Origin of the sequence: Desemzia sp. FAM 23989 (assembly GCF_045528345.1) — a bacterium.
Taxonomy (GTDB): domain Bacteria; phylum Bacillota; class Bacilli; order Lactobacillales; family Carnobacteriaceae; genus Desemzia.
Genome location: NZ_JBGQQT010000003.1, coordinates 168,857 through 185,394, shown reverse-complemented (window position 1 = coordinate 185,394; position 16,538 = coordinate 168,857). Strand labels below are relative to the sequence as shown.

The window sequence follows — 16,538 nt, the reverse complement described above, 5'->3', positions numbered from 1 at the left end:
TGTACGATCAAGGAAAAGATATTTCTTATTCTGTTTGCGGTATTCCTTATCACATTGGTGGAGAAGTAGAAGAGTTAAGTGCCTTAACTCCTAGAAATGCAGCATGGTTTAAAAAGAGATACAATGTCTCTGTTTTCACCGAGCATAAAGTGACACACGTTGATCAGGCCAATAAACAGTTAGAAGTGACGGATCTTGTTTCTGGAGAAAAGAAAGTAGAAAACTACGATGTACTGGTTTTTGCTACAGGGGCTTCTCCATTCACTCCACCTCCATTTAATCAAAAAGAGTATGATAATGTGTTCCAAGTTCGAAATATTCAAGACGCCCGAGATATTGGAGCCTATTCAGCTAAACAACCTAAAAAAGCATTGATTATTGGTGCTGGATTTATTGGTTTAGAAATGACAGAACAATTAATCCATAAAGGATTAGAAGTAACAATCGTTCAATTAGAAGATCAAGTCATGCCTCCTATGGACGCAGATATGACTTTCCGTGTAGAAGAGCATATGCGTGCAAAAGGCGTTAATTTAATCCTTAGCGACACGGTAAAAGCGATTGAAGGAGAAACGTCAGTAGAGAGAGTTATCACGACAAACGGCGTTACAATTGAACCAGATATCGTTATCTTATCAGCAGGTGTACGTCCAAATACAGAATTAGCTAAAGAAATGGGCGTAGAACTGGGAGCTTCAAGAGCAATTGCGGTCAACAACAAAATGCAAACCAATCTTCCAGATGTTTATGCCGTTGGGGATGTGGCAGAAAGTTTCTCCGTTATTACAGGAAAACCCATCTATCGTCCATTAGGATCAACAGCTAATAAAATGGGACGGATTGCCGGAGACGTGATTACTGGTGGAGATTTAGAGCACAGAGGTGTCTTAGGAACAGGAATTTTTAGAATCTTTGATCTACACGTTGGTCAAACAGGATTAACTGAAAAAGAAGCAAAAAAAGAAGGTTATGATGTTGAAATTTTATATAATATCAAGCCAGACCATGCCGAATATTTAGGTGGGAAAGAATTAACAATCAAAGCATTAGCGGATAAAGAAACTGGTCGCATTTTAGGCGCACAAGCTATTGGTCAAGGTGGCGTAGATAAGCGAATCGACGTAATCGCAACAGCCATCACCTTTAAAGCAAAAGCAGAAGATTTATTCCATTTAGATTTAGCCTATGCACCACCATTTGCGACAACAAAAGACCCTGTCCTTTACACCGGTATGGCGTTAGATAATGCATTGAAACGTAACCCCTTGTTGACACCAGCTGAATTAATACGTCGCCAAACTAGTGGTGAAAAATTACAAATTATCGATACCCGTTCTAAAAAGGATTTTGATAAATCACATGTCAAAGGAGCCATTCATGTTCCTTTAGGAGAACTAAGATCAAGCAATGCAGAATTGGACAAAGATGTAGTAACAGTCACTTATTGTAATAAAGGTGTAACTGGAAATGCATCTCAAAATTTATTATTAAATTATGGATTTAAAAAAGTTTATAATTTATCTGGTGGGAATAAAAATTATCAAAGTTATCTCAAAATGTTAGCTCAAAAATAAAAAGATACATGAAATTAGATAGATTCATGTATTTATAACCTTGATTAATAAAGGTTATTTTTTGATATATTATTATTTTTTTTAATTAAACAAAGCCTATTTTATCTTTGCTATACTAAAAGTAACAGATCATTTTAAATTTTTTTACTTATTTTATCAGGAGGTAGTCTATGGAGACAGATAATAAGCTAGTGAAAAGTTTTTCAGAAACGATTTTTAATGATAGTACAAAAGATGTGAGCGTTGACATGATTGAAGCTTCATTTGATACCCTTTTTGAATCTGAAATCATTAAAGGCATACCAATAGTTAATGCAATTATGGCGATAGGTAAGACTGGGATTATGCTTAAAAATCGTAATCTTATTCGTCAAACTTTACAATTCATGCATGAATTAAACAATGGAACTATAATAAATGAAAAAAAAGAAAAGTTTGTTGAGCGTATAAAAAATGGTGATAAAAAATCTCAAAAAGAAGTTGAACGGATTATGTTGATTTTAGAATCGACGATAGATATTGAAAAGTCAACTATCTTAGCAAAGTTTGTAGTGGCTTATATTAATGAACAATTAAGTTATACGGAATTCCAAGAGTTAACAGATACTTTGAGCCGATCCTATTTGTCAGATACGGAAATGCTTCTAAAAATTTACAACGGTCAAATTAAAGACACCGCATCCCAAGAGTTATACCGTATTGAACGATTAGCAGGGCTGGGATTTATTAATAAGATGCCCTACACAGTTGTTGTTGGCAGAGAATATGCTCGGCAAGAATCTTATTTGGAAATATCTTATATTGGAAAAGTTTTTTGTGAAATTGGACGTCCAAATATTCCAGTTATTTAAGCTCTAATTCCTCAAATATTTCTTGAGGCGGTTTTTCATCAGTAATCGGCAACGTACTTTTTTCTTTAATCATATTAAGTAATGAAGTTTCCTCTGATATATTAGTGCTACATCCAGAAACAATTCTAACAAATACTATATAAAATATTTTATTATAGTTACTATCATCTCCCTAATATTATTTATACTAATACATGAAATTAGATAAAGTCATATATTGTAAAACAAGAGCTCTAACACTTTTCATTATAGTGTTAGAGCTCTTGTTTAGTTAATTTATACGATTTTCAGCGATTTTATAGACGGTTTCTTTATCTCTTTTTCCAATAACAACAACTTGAATCACTTCAAATTTACCATGCACTTCTCTAAAAATAACGCGAAGTCCCATTTTTTATTTTTCATTTTATTACACTGAGCTAAAGCGCCATGTAACGGTTGACCCGCGTCCATACCACGTAATTTAATACGATTAAGAGCTTTATCGACAAAAACCTTTTGGCTTCCGTCAAGCTTATCATAATCATCTTTTGAGTATTCTGTCCATTCAATTTGGTACAAATCTTACTCCCACCCATCTTCTTCGTCGATAGTAGGTTCTTCAGTTGCTATTGATCCACGGACTTCACTATCAGAAAAAGTAGCTACTTTTTCATTCAGTAATCTTTTTTCAGCTATTAAATCAGCAATTTGATCATATAAACCGTCAACTTCTTTATTTAATGTTTCATATTGTTTTTGTGTCAACATAACTCCAGCTACTTTTTCTCGATTAAAGACATAAACCCCAGCAGCTTCCTTATCAGCTTTTTGAAAGACCTCCATAGGAGACCTTTTTACTTCGGAAATAGAAGATGTTGGAATATCTAATATTTTCATGGCCATATAAATCCTCTCCTTTACTTAGATCTATTATAAGTCTTTTAAAAAAACTTTTTAAAGTCTTTTTGCTCCTTTTTTAAAATTTAGTGGTAGAAAAAATAAAGAAAAGAGGATCACTTATGTTGAAGTGTTCCTCTTTTCTTTATATAAAGTTAATTTAGTTGAGTTTTTAGGGCAACAATTGCATTTTCGATAATTTCTTGTTGAGTAGCCTGAATTAGAAATTTTGTTTCTAGACACTCTTTTATTTCTTCAACAAGTACTAAAATAGAGTTATTAATTGGTACATAAACGTCTAGTGAGGGCATGATATTCACCTCTTATCTGTTATAAGTAATAATGAATAGGAGGTGAATAGTGTAAAATGACTCCTATAGAGTGGACTCTGAAAAATAGATCTCTATAAGGTCCATTTTATTTTGTCCCAGCCTCTTTTGTGGTTAAATTTAAGTTAAATCATTTCAAGTAAATCATTCATGGATTCACTCATTGTAGGGTGAGTATAAATACCGTCTCGTAAACTCTTATATGAAATATTTTCATTAATTGCTAATGCAATTAAGTTGATCATTTCGTGAGCTTCGTAGCTGAAGAAGCTTGCGCCTAATATAAGGTCAGTCTCTGGATCAACTAATATTTTCAAAAAGCCGCTTGTTTCACGCAATACTTGAGCTTTAGGAACAGCAGCAACGGGCATCTTAGCAACTTTATAATTTTTACCAGCTTCAGTTGCTTCTTTTTCATTAAAGCCTACCCGTGCAAATGTTGGATCCACAAATGTTGCTGTAGGATAAACACGACGCGTTTCTAAATTATAGTTGGATTCTTCTCCTAGCAATTGAGGCAAAACAATACGGTAGTCATCCAAAGAAATATAAGTGAATTGTGGTCCACCTTTAACGTCGCCCACTGCCCAAATGTGTTCAACAGAAGATTGCAAGTGCTTGTTTACCTTGATTTCTCCACGAGCGCCGAGCGCCACGCCAGCCTTTTCAATATCTAATTTATTTGTGTTAGGAATACGGCCAGTAGCAACTAAAATTTCATTTAATTCAGCAGATTTTTCTTCGCCGTTTTGTTCAAATGTTAAACGTACACCATTATCCGTATCTTGAACACGTTTAGCTTGAGCGTTAAATTCAATAGTTACCCCTAATTCTTCTAATCTTTCCAAAATAGCTGCTGCGTCATCCTTATCTTCACGTGGCAATAATGAGTCATTGAATTGATAAACGGTTACTTCAGAACCAAATTCAGCAAAATAAGAAGCGAATTCTAATCCAATTGGACCAGCTCCGATAATACCTAGTTTTTTTGGCAGATTTGTTAGCTCTAAAATTTCTTCACTTGTGTGGATGTGTGGACTGTTTTGCTTGTTTTCAAAATCTGGAATAACAGCCGTAGATCCAGTTCCAATAATGATATTAGCAGCCGTAACTTGTAGCGTTTCTGTATCTGTATCCACTAACAAAGTATGGTCATCTTTGAAGTGAGCAAAACCGTCTAAGACTGTTACGTTATCTAAATCAGCAATTTTATGGTAGTTTTTTTTATTTAATTTGGTTACTAATTCAGTTTTATAGTCCATGGCTTGTTTGAAAAACTGGTTGTTAATCTCAGGATTTCGTTCAATGCCAAATTCTGATAATTGATCAATAATTTTTGCACTATGTGTCAACGATTTAGTCGGTAAGCATCCCACATTAATACAAGTTCCACCATACATTTTAGCTGATTTTTCAATCACAGTGACGGTTTTTCCTTTTTTAGCTAAAGCACCTGCTAATGTTTTTCCTGCTTTACCAAATCCAATAATGGCTACGTCTGTAGTGTACTCATTCATATTTTAGTGCCCCTCTCATTTTGTATTGCATATAATTTTACTTCCATATCTTTTAATGTAATAGTTGCTAGTTTTGCTACTGCATCTTTATTCAGCTCATCATAAAGATCATCCATAGCTTCTGACATACCAGACGAAATCATACATTGTTCATTGATATAACCTGAATGCCAAGTATTTTGGATAATTGGGATCTTTATCGCCTCATAAACATTTTTTAAAGTGATAGCTTCTAAATTATCGGTTAGAAAGTATCCGCCATGCACACCTTTTTTTGTTTGAACTAATCCTTTTTTTCGGCATTTTGCCAGAACTCTGCGAACACGAACTGGATTCGTACAAATGTTCTCAGCTAATGCTTCACTGGTAAAAATTGAATTGTTATGACCTAAATAGACCAACCCATGTACTGCAATCGTAAATTCACTCAAAATTATTCACCTTCTTTAAAAAGTAACTTTTAAAGTTACTTTATCTAAATTAAGTATACACCTAAAAGTTATCCAAATCTACAAAGTCTGTTACTTTTAAGCAATTATTTTAATATCTCCTTAGACGAATTGATTAAAGGAGATGACGATAAGATGAAAAGAGAAGTAACTATTGCTAAGATGAATCAATTAATGTTGGTTATTATAGGATCATTTGTTTTAACCCTCATTACTGCATCCTTATTTAAATACTGGGGCGATTTTTCTTTGATTTTGCCAGTTACTTTTATAGTAATCATGGTCAATGCTGCTATTAAACTTCAAAAGATCCAAGATAAAGAAAATCTAAAAACCTATAAAAAAATCTTAGATTATATGGACAATAGAGAAGTAAGAAATGATCCGAAAACACAAAACAGGAAGAGAATGAACTTAGAAAAATCTAGCTTGGCGATAGTAGGAGCTCTTATTGAGTTTTTCTTAATGTATGGCGTACTGTCGGTTTTCTAAATCATCTTAATACATGAAATTACATAAAGTCATGTATACAAAAAAATGATTTGATAAGGTTCTTTTGTGAAAAAATAGTCCCACTTTTGTTTATTTTGATAGAGATATAGAAAAATACACTCCCAAAACTATGAACTATTTTGTTCAGTAGTGGGAGTGTATTTTTTGAGAGCCCTTTTGTCCTAGCCTATTTTTGACGTTCATTCAGACATCCTCGTTCATTTGTCTTAATAAATATACGTATAACTCTGTTGTTAAACCGAATGAAAGATCTTTAGACGATTCTTCAGCATGAAAATAACCTGTCTTTTCGTATACATTTGGTAGTTCTTTATCAGTCATTGATATTAATTTTTTCCAATATGTCTTACAATAAATTACTTTAGGATGGGTAGAAGGAAATTTTTCTTTATAGGCTTCTTCTAAAGTAGTTATAAATTTAGACCATTCAGAATAATGTTCTTTCCAACTATCTTTTTCTGTTACTAAAGTTCGCATTGAATTAAATTCTTGAATCGTAAAATGAGAATGTGCATTGGTACGATAAAAGGTAAGTAATTCTGCAAGTAGAGTAGAGTCAATAGCGGTATAGTCTGCTAATGTTTTTTCAAAATTTAACAGGTTATCTAGTTTTTTTTGTTGTGAAGAGATTTCCTTTTCTAATAAAGCACGTTGTACATATACGTACTCTGAAAGATAAATTTTATCTTTCAGAATAATTGTTTTAATTTCATCTAATGAATATCCTAATTCTTTTAAACCTAAAATAATATAGAGTTGCTCTAAGTTAGTGATATCATAAATACGATGATTGGATTCTGTAATATTGTACGGTTTTAAAAGTCCTATTTCATCGTAATAATGGAGTGTGCGTATCGAAGCTCCAGTCATTTCTGATAATTCTCCAATTCTAAATGTTTCTTTCATGAGCTATACTTTCCCCTTCCTAGTAATAACGATAATTCCTCTGGAGTATAGTGATATTTTTTCCCACAACTTGTACAAACCGTTTCTTCTGAACGTTTATTTTCAATTGAATCAATTAGGTCAGTGTGTGACCAAGACAATAAAAGTTGTCCATACATTTCTTTTGTACAATAACATTCTGTAGTGAAAAAGAAATTTGTGAGGAATAGCCAATCTGCTTCAAACTGTTGCAAATGACCTTCTGAGTGAGAGAATTTTAGATTACTTATAATCTTTTCAACTTCTCCAACGTCTGCACCAGGTAATGCTTGAACCATATATCCTATCCAATGTCCTTTAAAAGAATGAGTGTAAAACGCAGTATCAATCTGTTCGCTTTGTTGAAAATAATGCTGAATTATCTTATCAGGATCAGTTTCATTAAATGGAATTGTGCTAGTAGATTGCCCAAAGTTATTGCTTCCTTGCGTTGCGGTTAATATAGCTTCTTTTTTCCTCATTAATTTATTTACAGATGTTTCTAAACTCGCTAAACGTTCTGAAGCTAAAATGTTTACAAAACCACTGCCCTCAATACTAATAGAAATTGTATTTGAAGTTCCTGGAAATTTCATTCGGATGCTAATACGTTGATAGTCATTGAGTAGCCCTTTCATTGAACACCCACTAATTAGCAACTTTGTACAGAATAGTTTAAATTCATCATTAGAATAATTAGTGACATGAGAAGGGACAGAGGCACAAGGGATTTCTACTTTATAAATACGAACTGTTTTATTAGCTGTTAAAAATTTTTTTCCAGTTAAATTTTTCATATCTTCACTCCCTACAATTACCATATACCGTTACGTAACGTTAGGTTCAAGTAAAAAGATCTAATACACTAAATTAGATAAAAGCGTGAGTAGTAAAAACCTTGCTAGCACAAGTCTTTTACTACTCACGCTTTTACATGAAAACTATAATTTTTTACTTAATATTTCTCCAGGCAATCCGTCAATTTCACATACAATTTCAGATATGAAACCTTGATTACTTAATATTTTTCTAGAAGCAACGTTTTCTGGATCAATGATAGCTTGTATTTTCTCTAACCCTAGTCGACTTGCTATCTCAATTAATTGATTTGCTACACCAGTTCCATAACCTCTTCCCCAATATTTTGGAAGTATCATATAGCCTATTTCTGCTTCGTTAGGTTGTTTTTCATTTAAAGTTAAATGAGCAAGTCCAATAAATTTTTGATCTAAATCTATAGATATTTTGTATGAACCATAATTGTTATTTTTTTTTATTATAGGTTACTAATTTTTGGAAATTTGTTTTGGCTTCTTCATAGGGAATAGCTCTTTCAGTGATTTGAGACATAACACGATCATTTGAAACAAGTTGATAATAATAGTCAAAATCATCTTCCTTAAACTTCAATAGATTTAATTTCATTAGGACCTCCAATTGAATTCAATAGTTACTCATTTAGTTATTGTTATTATATCTCAGAAGTAAGTAATTAATACTCTATATTTTACACATACGATACATGAAATTGTATAAAATCATGTATCGAGAATTCTATGCGAATGGGGTTCTTTTTTGTTAGGAGTATTCAATACATGATTTCGTGTCATAGCATTCGAAATTATGCATGCATTTTGAGGTTTTATAAAAAACTCACTACAAACAAAAAAAGCGAGAGGCCAGGGTATGATTCCAAAATCAATTTTTGGAACACCACCCCTAGCTCTCGCTTTTTCTTATCCCAATACAAACAATCACATCTTCAGCGACCCCGTCATCCCTTTCACAAACCCTTTTTGCATAAACAAGAATAAGATCAAGGTCGGTATGGTGGCGATGACGATGGCGATCATTTGCATACCATAATTGGCTACATAAGAAGCGGAAGACAAGCTGGAAATCAGCAATGTCATGGTGTACTTGTTTTCCGTTTGCAAGAAAATCAAGGGCAACAAGTAACTGTTCCAAGAATTCATAAACGCATAAATAGCGGCCGCAGCGTAAGTAGATTTCATCATGGGAAAAACGATTCGGAAGAAAATCGCATAATTGCCGGCACCTTCTATTTTACTGGCATCGATGATTTCATTTGGAAAAGATTTGAAGCTTTGCCTGAAAAAGAAAATCAGGAATAGATTATTGACCGCCGGAAGAATGATGGCCAAATGTTGGTTGACCAATTGCAAGCCGGCCATGATCTTGAACAGCGGAATAACGAGCGCTGCCAGTGGAATCATCATAAACAGTAAGATGACGGTGTAGATCCATTCACTTGTTTTAGTTTTAAACTTTTCAAAGCCAAAAGCTGCCAGCGAGGTGACCAATAAACTGAAAACAACGGTAATGCCCGAGATCTTCAGCGAGTTCCACATAATCAGCGGAATGTTGTATGTACCCAGTAATCCTTGCAAATTGACCCACAACTGATTTCCAAAACTCAGTTTTCCTTCTGCGATTTGATTGGTCGTATTGGTAGCACCTGCAATCATCCAATAAAAAGGAAAAATCGAAATAAAGGAACTGATGATCAGAAAGGCATATTTCAATACACTGGTTAATTTTTTCATCTTTCCTCCTCCCCTTTCATTGGCAAATGTTAGTCTCGGTTAGATATTTTCAATTGAATAATCGATAAGACAGCGATGATCACTACCAACGCCCAAGATAATGTAGCTGAATAGCCAAAGTTGGACGTATAAATAAAGGAATGATTGTAGATCAATTGTGCTGCAGTCAATGTCTCATTCGAGGGACCGCCGCCAGTTAAGTTGACAACTTCATCAAATAATTGAATGGTCCCGATCGTTGAAGTAATGGTGGTAAAAACGATCACTGGTTTCAATTGTGGGATAACGACTTGGAAAAATTTCTGGAAGCCGTTAGCACCATCAATATCCGCTGCTTCCAACGTGTCGTCTGAGATATTTTGCAGACCCGCCAGATAAAAAATCATATTGTATCCTGTCCAACGCCAGCAAAGTGCAATAATGACGGTCACTTTTGCCCAGAAAGGACTGTTTAACCAGTCAATGGGGTTTTGAACGATCCCGATACCCAGTAAAGCGTTGTTGACGATCCCTCCGATTTGAAACATCATTTTAAACAATACCGCATAAGACACCAGAGACGTCACACAAGGCAAGAACAGAGCTAATTTGAAAAAAGTACGGCCCTTTAGGTTAGGCGTGTTCAACAGGAAAGCCATCAATAAGCCTAAAATTACCATAATAGGCACCTGGAAAATCAAGAAAGTAAAATTATTCATCAAGGCTTTTAAAAAAATATCGTCTTGAAACATCCGCAGATAATTCCCAAATCCTACAAATACCGACTGCAGGCCTTGCATGCTGTGCAGTGAAAGGTACAGGGAATAAAAAATAGGATAAAGAAGGAAGATGCTGCTTAACACAACTGCAAAAACGATAAATTTCCAGACGTCTTGTTTTTGACGGCGAATGCGTTTTTCTTTCGGATGAGCCTTCATCTTCATCTCTCCTTTCACCCTATCCAGTAGTTTTAATTATTCTCCAACTTGCATCGTGTAGTTTTCTTCCGCTTTTTCCAACATCTCGTCTAGTGTCAAGTTGCCGTCAAAGTAGTCCTGCAGCACAGAACGCAAAGCATCTACAGCAGCCTGAGTGTTGTTTCCATAATCCACTCCCGGAATCTCAGCCATCCAGTCCGAGAAGTCTTTGTAGATTGGAGCGTCATTGAAGAACGGGTCTTCGAATTGGTAAGCTTCTCCACTCTGTGATGGCAAATAAGTTCCTACGGCGCCGTTTTCAACTAAAATATCTTGATAGAATTCATCATTCCCGGCAAATTGTGTCTTCATAAAATCGATGGCCAGATCTTTATTTGGCGAGTCTTCTAAAATGACCCAGCTGGCTCCTCCTAAGTTCGAATAAGGAGTGGCGTTATCGACTGTTTCCAGTTGCGGCACGTTTGTATATGCCCATTTGCCCGCTTGGTCTTCTGCAGAACGAATCGTAGCTGAGAACCAGATCGCTGAATTGACAGCCGCCACTTCTCCGCTCGTAACAGCTCCAATACCTTCAGGAGCAAAATAATCTACCGGTTTGGCCAGTTCGTTTTCTTCGATGGCTTTCAAAATTTCCGCCATTTCACGTACAGCAGGATTGTCTTTCAAGTAAATCTCTCCATTTTCATCAAAGTACCATAAGCCTGCAGATTGCATGGCCATTTGAATGTAATGAGTTCCTCTGTTTGGAATAAATGCCACGAACCATTTGCCGGTTGCTTCTTTGACATCCTTCCCAATCTCCACAAATTCAGACCACGTCAAATCCTGCATAGCTTCCGGTGTATATCCCGCTTCTTCCAAGTAATCTGTGCGGTAATACAAACCAGCAGATCCTGAATCAAACGGAATAGCGTAAACACCATCATCTTTCGTAGCATTTTCTACTTTGTATTCGGCAAATTGTGAAAAGTCAATCTCGCTAGACAATTCAGCAAATTTACCCTCGTAATTCGTAATGTAGTTTTGTACGTCGTAATCATCCATCAGCATAATATCGGGCAATCCTTCAGATACTCCTGAAGTAAATCCTGAAACCAATTTTTGTTTGGTATCTTCGTTAGACATCTCGACAACATTGACGGTCACATCTTCATGGCCGGCTTGTTTGTAATATTCAGCTGCTTTCTCTGCGATAGGAATATTGAAGTTTGTATCCCAAGCCCATACAGTGATGGTATTGTCGTCTCCACTAGCAAAATCTTCAGGGTTGGCTTCTGGCCCGCCCGTACATGCTGCTAATAAAGATGCGCTAAACAATCCAAAAAAAAGTACCCCTAATTTCTTTTTCATCATCTTACCCTCCTATAAAATTATTCTTGTTGATTTGATACACTTAGAAATGAGTTAGTTTGGTTGCTGCTTGATCGAAGATGTATTTTTAGAAGAAAAAAGCTCTTCCCAACCTTTTTATCGGCTTGCAAAAGAGCGGAAATGTATGCGTTATCATTTGTTAAACTTATTATATAGTGACGCTTAGATAAAACCAAATGATTCGTCTCTGGCAGTTGGTACAAGGTAGTGACAGGCCCGTTACTTGCGATAAAAAAACCAGCTGCTCACGAAGAAGCAGCTGGTTTTAGTTGCATTTCAATGTGTCAAAGCAAACCCAATGCGTCCAATCCTTTGTAAATCCCGTCATTCCAAACAGTGTCGGTGACCAAATCAGCTAAATTCTTCAACTCTACTCTGCCATTCCCCATGGCTACCCCGATTCCGGCGTATTGGATCATTTCCATATCGTTCAATCCATCTCCAAAAGCAACGGTATCTTCAAGAGTGCCTTCAACATGCTCCAACAATTTTTGAATACCGACTGCTTTTGAGCCGCCTTTGCTGATGACGTCGACAGAATAAGGATTCGATCGCGTAAAGGTGTACTCTGGAAACTCTTTAGCATAAAAAGCATCATCGGATTCCGGGGCATTCAAAATGCACTGGTAAATCGGGCGATCTTCATAATCCGTTGATTGAATCGGCTTGGCAGAAAAACGGCGATTGACCAGTCTTAAAGCACTTTTTGGAGCCATCTTCGAAAAAAAGGGCCGCAGCCACTTTACGAAACCTCTATTGGCCAACAGAATCATTGAATTCCCGGTGATCTTTTCGCTTCCGCAAAAAGCTATGCCTTGTTTACGCTTTTGAGCGGTTTTCATTAGCCGCGCAATCGACTCTTGAGGCAGCGGATTTTGAAAAATCGCTTCTCCTTCATATACCACGTATTGCCCATTCATCGCGATAAATGTACAAATTTCTAATTCATTCGCCACTTCTTGCATCAAGGTGAGCGGTCTTCCCGTAGAAATGGCCGGGACAATGCCGTTTTGTTTTAATTTCCGGATCGCCGCTTTGGTAGAAGCTGGAATCGAATTGTTGTGTGTCACTAAAGTTCCGTCAATATCAAAGAAAATCATTTTTGGCATACTTTTCTCCTGTAACTCGTTCTCTTAATTTATGAAAACAGTTTCGTTTAGCTTATTTTAGCTTTCAAATCAACTTTAAGCAAGCCGTTATCTGCAAAAATCCATATTGTTTTGAATACGCATACAAGTCTGCTAAAATTTATTTAACAAGTTTGTTTCAACTTTTACACCACGCACTTTCTCTACTCAGTCTAGCTTCTGATTATCCAACATTTAGTCAGAAAGGAGCTTTATCAAACACCAGTGAGATACAGATTGTTTCTTGTCTAAGAGTTCATTTGGACAGTTTTACATAATCAAAGGGGGGAATTTCATCATGAAAAAAACTATTAAACTATCTTTAGCACTTTTAAGCACAGCTGCCGTTCTTGCCGCTTGCGGCGGAGGTTCAGGTGATAACGCTGGCAGTGATTCTGAGGCAGTAGTCGTGGAATTCTTCAGCCAAAAGCCGGAGATTACCACTCAATTAGAAGCCTTAGCAGCTAGTTATACTGAACAAAATCCCGATGTTCGTATCAATATCACTACAGTAGGAAGTGGAGAAGGTTCTGCAGCTCTTCAAGCAAAATTCTCTTCTGGAGATGAGCCGGCTTTAATGATGCTGGGTGGCTTGCCAGAAGTGGAACGTTACAGCGATACATTGTTGGACGTTACGGAACTTGAATTGAGTGATACTGTTATTGAAGGAATGCTGGAAGGCGGAACCATCGAGGGAGTTCCATTAGGCGTTCCAATGAACATCGAGGGTTTCGGTTGGATGTACAACAAAGAAATTTTTGAACAAGCTGGTGTCAATCCAGACGACATCCAAAGTTACGATGATTTTGTAACCGCTGTAGAAACACTAGACAGCCAAAAAGAAGAACTGGGGATCGATGCGGTTTTCGCTTTTAGTGGGGCAGAAAATTACATTGCCAACCAATTTTCAGCCAACTTTACTTCTCCTGAATACAACAACAGTATTTTGGAAAGCTACAGTGCGACTGAATTGAATTGGGAATATGGCGACCAAATGCAAAAATACACGGACTTGTTCAATCAATACAATGTACAGCCTATTTTAACGATTGATTACAGTCGTTCTGTGGAAGAACTGTTTATCAACGATGCAGTTGCTATGGTGCACCAGGGAAACTGGATCGTCCCTACTTTGAATGGTATTGATCCTGAATTCGCCGCCAATAAAATGGGCATTTTGCCTGTATTTGGCGAAAACGATACCACCGGTAAAATCATCGCCGGAGCTCCTTGGTACATTGGAATCAACAAGAATCTAGACGAAGCTGTTGTGGAAGAAGCAAAAGCATTCTTAGACTGGATGTACACTTCTGAAGAAGGCCAAACAGCAGTCTTGGAAGAATTTGAATTCGTGCCGGCACAGGAAGGTTACGATGTGGAAGCTATCAGCGACCCGGTTTCTCAACAAATCTATCAAGCATTACTGGATGGCGAGACTGGCGCGATGACGCACAAACAATATCCAGATGGTTGGTTCCAACAAGTATTGTTCCCAGAATATCAAAAATATTTGAACGGCGACATCAGCTGGGATGAATTTGAAACCAATACTTCTAATCGATTTGCAGAAATGCGCTAGACATTGCAACCGAGGAATAGAAGAACTTTTCTTCTATTTCTCTTTCTTTTTCGCAATAACTTATCCTAAAGGTAAAAGGGGCGAACAACAGAATGAAACGAAAAAATGAAAAGTATTTTTATTGGGCATTTCTATTCCCAAGCATATTAGCAGTATCTTTAGTCATCTTCATCCCTCTACTTTATGGGATTTATACTTCCTTTACGGATTCTGACGGATACACGATGAACTTTATCGGTCTAGAAAATTACACCCGCTTATTGAATGACAACCAATTTTTAAGCAGCGTTTGGTTTACGGTCAAGTTTGCGGTCGTTTCTGTTATTGGCGTTAATGTCATTGGGTTGAGTATGGCTCTTTTAGTGACGCAGCGGACAGGAAAAATCAGCAACTTGTTTCGAACGATCTTTTTCATGCCCAATTTAGTCGGGGGGATCATTCTTGGATTTATCTGGCAATTTATTTTTGTCAAAGCCTTCGAAGGCATCGCCCAATTGACCGGCATTAGTTTTTTCAGCAGTTGGCTGGCAGATACAACGACTGGATTTTGGGGACTCGTTATCGTGTTCTTATGGCAAATGAGCGGCTATATCATGATCATTTACATTTCATTTTTAAACAGCATTCCGGGCGACATCAATGAAGCGGCCTCCATTGACGGTGCAAGCACTTGGCAGACATTCTGGCGAATCAAACTACCGATGCTGGCTCCCGCTTTTACGATCAGCTTGTTTTTAACTTTGGCAAATGCGTTCAAAGTCTACGATCAAAACTTGGCTTTGACGAATGGTGCTCCCTTTGGTTCTACCGAGATGGTAGCTATGAATATCTACAACACGGCTTTCTTCCAGTACCAGCAAGGATATGCCCAAGCTAAAGGGATCGTCTACTTGTTATTGGTAGCGGCCATTTCGTTAACGCAAGTTTATTACACACGAAAGAGAGAAATTGACCTATGAAAACAGAAAAAATGCATAAATGGCTGGTCATTATTCTAGGTACAGTAGTTTCTCTGACGTGGATTTATCCTTTCGTATTGATTTTCATCAACTCCTTTAAAACCCGAAGAGAAATTTTTACCAACACCTTATTTTGGCCAGAACTATTGACCACAGAAAATTACCCTAGAGCGTATGAAAGTTTAGATTATACGCGCAGTTTTATGAATTCATTGATGATCACCGTAGCTAGTATCATCGTGGTCGTCTTGTTCTCTTCGATGGCAGCTTATGCCTTATCTCGCTATCCAGGAAAAATGAGTTCCGTGATTTATTTTATTTGTGCGATTACAATGCTGATCCCTTTTCAGTCGTTGATGATTCCTTTGGTGAGTTTATTTGGACGATTTGATATGCTGAATCGCGTGGGACTGACTTTTATGAACTTAGGTTTCGGTTCCAGTATGTCTATCTTCTTATATTTTGGAGCTTTACGGTCAGTGCCGCAATCCTTGGACGAAGCAGCCATTTTAGACGGTGCCAATCCTTTTCAAATCTTTTGGCGCGTGGTATTCCCGCTACTGAAACCAACGACAGTGACGGTTATTATCTTGAATTCCATTCGCATTTGGAATGATTACTTGCTCCCTTCACTGGTCATCAATAAAGACGGCATGTACACCATTCCCTTGCAAATGTACTACTTCTTTGGACAGTACACGATTCAATGGGAATTAGCCTTAGCTGGTTTGGTACTGGCGATCATTCCTATCATACTGCTGTATATGTTCCTGCAAAAATACATTATCCAAGGGATTACAGAAGGCGCTACAAAATAAAATGATGAAAAGGCTTTGAGAATGTTTTGTTCTCAGAGCCTTTTTCAGTGGATCTTCATCTTCTAGCGTTGGTAAAGAAATTTTTTCCGGCCTACGGGGTAGCTCGTGGAGAACCATGGGAACGCCTTGAGCCGAAAACCGCGTCTCAAGGCTTGCAAGCGTCA

The 16,538-nt window shown here is 36.8% G+C and carries 18 protein-coding genes; 6 read left to right on the top strand and 12 right to left on the bottom strand.

What is annotated here, in order from left to right; genetic code table 11:
* Nucleotides 1–1,574: FAD-dependent oxidoreductase (locus ACEN36_RS03560; RefSeq protein WP_407125968.1), on the top strand; the 1,574-nt coding region annotated here is incomplete at its 5' end.
* A 170-nt stretch (nucleotides 1,575–1,744) separates the two neighbouring features.
* Complete coding sequence (locus ACEN36_RS03555) at nucleotides 1,745–2,425, top strand: hypothetical protein (protein WP_407097700.1); 681 nt, start codon at nucleotides 1,745–1,747, stop codon at nucleotides 2,423–2,425.
* A 342-nt stretch (nucleotides 2,426–2,767) separates the two neighbouring features.
* Here ACEN36_RS03555 and ACEN36_RS03550 read toward each other — a convergent pair whose 3' ends face one another.
* The 4 genes from ACEN36_RS03550 to ACEN36_RS03535 form a co-directional block, all read right to left on the bottom strand.
* A complete protein-coding gene (locus ACEN36_RS03550) occupies nucleotides 2,768–2,986 on the bottom strand; it encodes a hypothetical protein (protein WP_207558107.1) in 219 nt (72 codons plus the stop codon).
* Nucleotides 2,987–2,989: 3 nt separating this feature from the next.
* Nucleotides 2,990–3,310, bottom strand: a complete 321-nt coding sequence (locus ACEN36_RS03545; protein ID WP_407097698.1) for a type II toxin-antitoxin system Phd/YefM family antitoxin — start codon at nucleotides 3,308–3,310, stop codon at nucleotides 2,990–2,992.
* A 448-nt stretch (nucleotides 3,311–3,758) separates the two neighbouring features.
* Entirely contained in the window at nucleotides 3,759–5,150 is a 1,392-nt protein-coding gene (locus ACEN36_RS03540; RefSeq protein WP_005237714.1) for an NAD(P)/FAD-dependent oxidoreductase, read from the bottom strand.
* Nucleotides 5,147–5,581 carry an Rrf2 family transcriptional regulator gene (locus ACEN36_RS03535; protein ID WP_005237713.1) on the bottom strand — a complete coding sequence of 145 codons (435 nt, stop codon included), beginning with the start codon at nucleotides 5,579–5,581 and terminating at the stop codon, nucleotides 5,147–5,149. Before ACEN36_RS03535 ends, ACEN36_RS03540 begins: the two co-directional genes overlap by 4 nt.
* 153 nt (nucleotides 5,582–5,734) lie before the next feature.
* On the opposite strand from ACEN36_RS03535, the gene ACEN36_RS03530 reads away from it, so the two are divergent.
* The gene (locus ACEN36_RS03530) at nucleotides 5,735–6,091 is read left to right on the top strand and encodes a hypothetical protein (protein ID WP_021150714.1); all 357 of its coding nucleotides are present in this window, start codon (nucleotides 5,735–5,737) and stop codon (nucleotides 6,089–6,091) included.
* Between the two features lie 204 nt (nucleotides 6,092–6,295).
* Here the strand turns inward: ACEN36_RS03530 and ACEN36_RS03525 are convergent, their stop codons facing one another.
* The 8 genes from ACEN36_RS03525 to ACEN36_RS03490 all read right to left on the bottom strand — a co-directional run bounded on the left by ACEN36_RS03525 (nucleotide 6,296) and on the right by ACEN36_RS03490 (nucleotide 13,000).
* A complete protein-coding gene (locus ACEN36_RS03525) occupies nucleotides 6,296–7,018 on the bottom strand; it encodes a MerR family transcriptional regulator (RefSeq protein ID WP_407097744.1) in 723 nt (240 codons plus the stop codon).
* A complete protein-coding gene (locus ACEN36_RS03520) occupies nucleotides 7,015–7,833 on the bottom strand; it encodes an Hsp33 family molecular chaperone HslO (RefSeq protein WP_407103274.1) in 819 nt (272 codons plus the stop codon). Before ACEN36_RS03520 ends, ACEN36_RS03525 begins: the two co-directional genes overlap by 4 nt.
* Before the next feature lie 144 nt (nucleotides 7,834–7,977).
* Nucleotides 7,978–8,253 (bottom strand): GNAT family N-acetyltransferase; N-acetyltransferase, encoded by a 276-nt coding sequence (locus ACEN36_RS03515; protein WP_407097759.1) that lies wholly within the window; start codon nucleotides 8,251–8,253, stop codon nucleotides 7,978–7,980.
* 46 nt (nucleotides 8,254–8,299) lie between these two features.
* Complete coding sequence (locus ACEN36_RS03510) at nucleotides 8,300–8,461, bottom strand: hypothetical protein (RefSeq protein ID WP_407103275.1); 162 nt, start codon at nucleotides 8,459–8,461, stop codon at nucleotides 8,300–8,302.
* 329 nt (nucleotides 8,462–8,790) lie between these two features.
* Complete coding sequence (locus ACEN36_RS03505) at nucleotides 8,791–9,603, bottom strand: carbohydrate ABC transporter permease (protein WP_407125967.1); 813 nt, start codon at nucleotides 9,601–9,603, stop codon at nucleotides 8,791–8,793.
* Between the two features lie 29 nt (nucleotides 9,604–9,632).
* Complete coding sequence (locus tag ACEN36_RS03500; RefSeq protein ID WP_407103278.1) at nucleotides 9,633–10,520, bottom strand: carbohydrate ABC transporter permease; 888 nt, start codon at nucleotides 10,518–10,520, stop codon at nucleotides 9,633–9,635.
* 36 nt (nucleotides 10,521–10,556) lie between these two features.
* Nucleotides 10,557–11,870, bottom strand: coding sequence for an ABC transporter substrate-binding protein (locus tag ACEN36_RS03495; RefSeq protein ID WP_407125966.1), 1,314 nt, complete (start codon nucleotides 11,868–11,870; stop codon nucleotides 10,557–10,559).
* A gap of 305 nt (nucleotides 11,871–12,175) precedes the next feature.
* Nucleotides 12,176–13,000 (bottom strand): Cof-type HAD-IIB family hydrolase, encoded by an 825-nt coding sequence (locus ACEN36_RS03490; protein WP_407125965.1) that lies wholly within the window; start codon nucleotides 12,998–13,000, stop codon nucleotides 12,176–12,178.
* Nucleotides 13,001–13,316: 316 nt separating this feature from the next.
* On the opposite strand from ACEN36_RS03490, the gene ACEN36_RS03485 reads away from it, so the two are divergent.
* The 3 genes from ACEN36_RS03485 (at nucleotide 13,317) to ACEN36_RS03475 (ending at nucleotide 16,374) form a co-directional block, all read left to right on the top strand.
* The gene (locus tag ACEN36_RS03485) at nucleotides 13,317–14,597 is read left to right on the top strand and encodes an extracellular solute-binding protein (protein WP_407125964.1); all 1,281 of its coding nucleotides are present in this window, start codon (nucleotides 13,317–13,319) and stop codon (nucleotides 14,595–14,597) included.
* Between the two features lie 92 nt (nucleotides 14,598–14,689).
* Nucleotides 14,690–15,556 carry a carbohydrate ABC transporter permease gene (locus ACEN36_RS03480; RefSeq protein ID WP_407097421.1) on the top strand — a complete coding sequence of 289 codons (867 nt, stop codon included), beginning with the start codon at nucleotides 14,690–14,692 and terminating at the stop codon, nucleotides 15,554–15,556.
* Entirely contained in the window at nucleotides 15,553–16,374 is an 822-nt protein-coding gene (locus ACEN36_RS03475; protein ID WP_407097422.1) for a carbohydrate ABC transporter permease, read from the top strand. The genes ACEN36_RS03480 and ACEN36_RS03475 overlap by 4 nt, the downstream gene beginning before the upstream one ends.
* Nucleotides 16,375–16,538 lie beyond the last annotated feature (164 nt).

What these genes read in the sequence shown, in the direction of transcription:
- ACEN36_RS03555 (WP_407097700.1), top strand. Translation starts at nt 1,745, where the DNA reads ATGGAGACAGATAATAAGCTAGTGAAAAGTTTTTCAGAAACGATTTTT.
- ACEN36_RS03545 (WP_407097698.1), bottom strand. Translation starts at nt 3,310, where the DNA reads ATGGCCATGAAAATATTAGATATTCCAACATCTTCTATTTCCGAAGTA.
- ACEN36_RS03540 (WP_005237714.1), bottom strand. Translation starts at nt 5,150, where the DNA reads ATGAATGAGTACACTACAGACGTAGCCATTATTGGATTTGGTAAAGCA.
- ACEN36_RS03530 (WP_021150714.1), top strand. Translation starts at nt 5,735, where the DNA reads ATGAAAAGAGAAGTAACTATTGCTAAGATGAATCAATTAATGTTGGTT.
- ACEN36_RS03525 (WP_407097744.1), bottom strand. Translation starts at nt 7,018, where the DNA reads ATGAAAGAAACATTTAGAATTGGAGAATTATCAGAAATGACTGGAGCT.
- ACEN36_RS03520 (WP_407103274.1), bottom strand. Translation starts at nt 7,833, where the DNA reads ATGAAAAATTTAACTGGAAAAAAATTTTTAACAGCTAATAAAACAGTT.
- ACEN36_RS03510 (WP_407103275.1), bottom strand. Translation starts at nt 8,461, where the DNA reads ATGAAATTAAATCTATTGAAGTTTAAGGAAGATGATTTTGACTATTAT.
- ACEN36_RS03505 (WP_407125967.1), bottom strand. Translation starts at nt 9,603, where the DNA reads ATGAAAAAATTAACCAGTGTATTGAAATATGCCTTTCTGATCATCAGT.
- ACEN36_RS03500 (WP_407103278.1), bottom strand. Translation starts at nt 10,520, where the DNA reads ATGAAGGCTCATCCGAAAGAAAAACGCATTCGCCGTCAAAAACAAGAC.
- ACEN36_RS03495 (WP_407125966.1), bottom strand. Translation starts at nt 11,870, where the DNA reads ATGAAAAAGAAATTAGGGGTACTTTTTTTTGGATTGTTTAGCGCATCT.
- ACEN36_RS03490 (WP_407125965.1), bottom strand. Translation starts at nt 13,000, where the DNA reads ATGCCAAAAATGATTTTCTTTGATATTGACGGAACTTTAGTGACACAC.
- ACEN36_RS03485 (WP_407125964.1), top strand. Translation starts at nt 13,317, where the DNA reads ATGAAAAAAACTATTAAACTATCTTTAGCACTTTTAAGCACAGCTGCC.
- ACEN36_RS03480 (WP_407097421.1), top strand. Translation starts at nt 14,690, where the DNA reads ATGAAACGAAAAAATGAAAAGTATTTTTATTGGGCATTTCTATTCCCA.
- ACEN36_RS03475 (WP_407097422.1), top strand. Translation starts at nt 15,553, where the DNA reads ATGAAAACAGAAAAAATGCATAAATGGCTGGTCATTATTCTAGGTACA.